Origin of the sequence: Aquabacterium parvum (assembly GCF_001447195.1) — a bacterium.
GTDB classification, from domain to species: Bacteria; Pseudomonadota; Gammaproteobacteria; order Burkholderiales; family Burkholderiaceae_C; genus Aquabacterium; species Aquabacterium parvum.
Genome location: NZ_LFRI01000593.1, coordinates 1 through 273, shown reverse-complemented (window position 1 = coordinate 273; position 273 = coordinate 1). Strand labels below are relative to the sequence as shown.

The 273-nt window shown below is 57.9% G+C and carries 1 pseudogene; it reads left to right on the top strand.

The features are described from left to right. Positions 1-273 (top strand): annotated as a pseudogene (locus ABG80_RS23160) (protein rep); the annotation flags it as partial.

Sequence of the window (273 nt, the reverse complement as noted above, 5' to 3'; positions counted from 1 at the left end):
CCAGATCACCGGGGACAGCTTCATCGTTGATGTGCGGCCCATCGTTGGAGATCCCGCCGAGGGGTTCATGGAGGTTTTCAAGTACGCCGTCAAGTTCAGCGATCAGCCGGTTGCCGATACATGGCATGCCTTTCAGGCGCTCAAGGGGAAACGCCTTCTTGGTTCTGCTGGGTGCTTCCGAGGTGTCGAGGTGCCGGAAGAGCTGACCGATGAGCCGCTCGATGAGCTGCCGTATGTCGAGCTGTTCTATCGCTATCTGCATGGAAAGGGCTA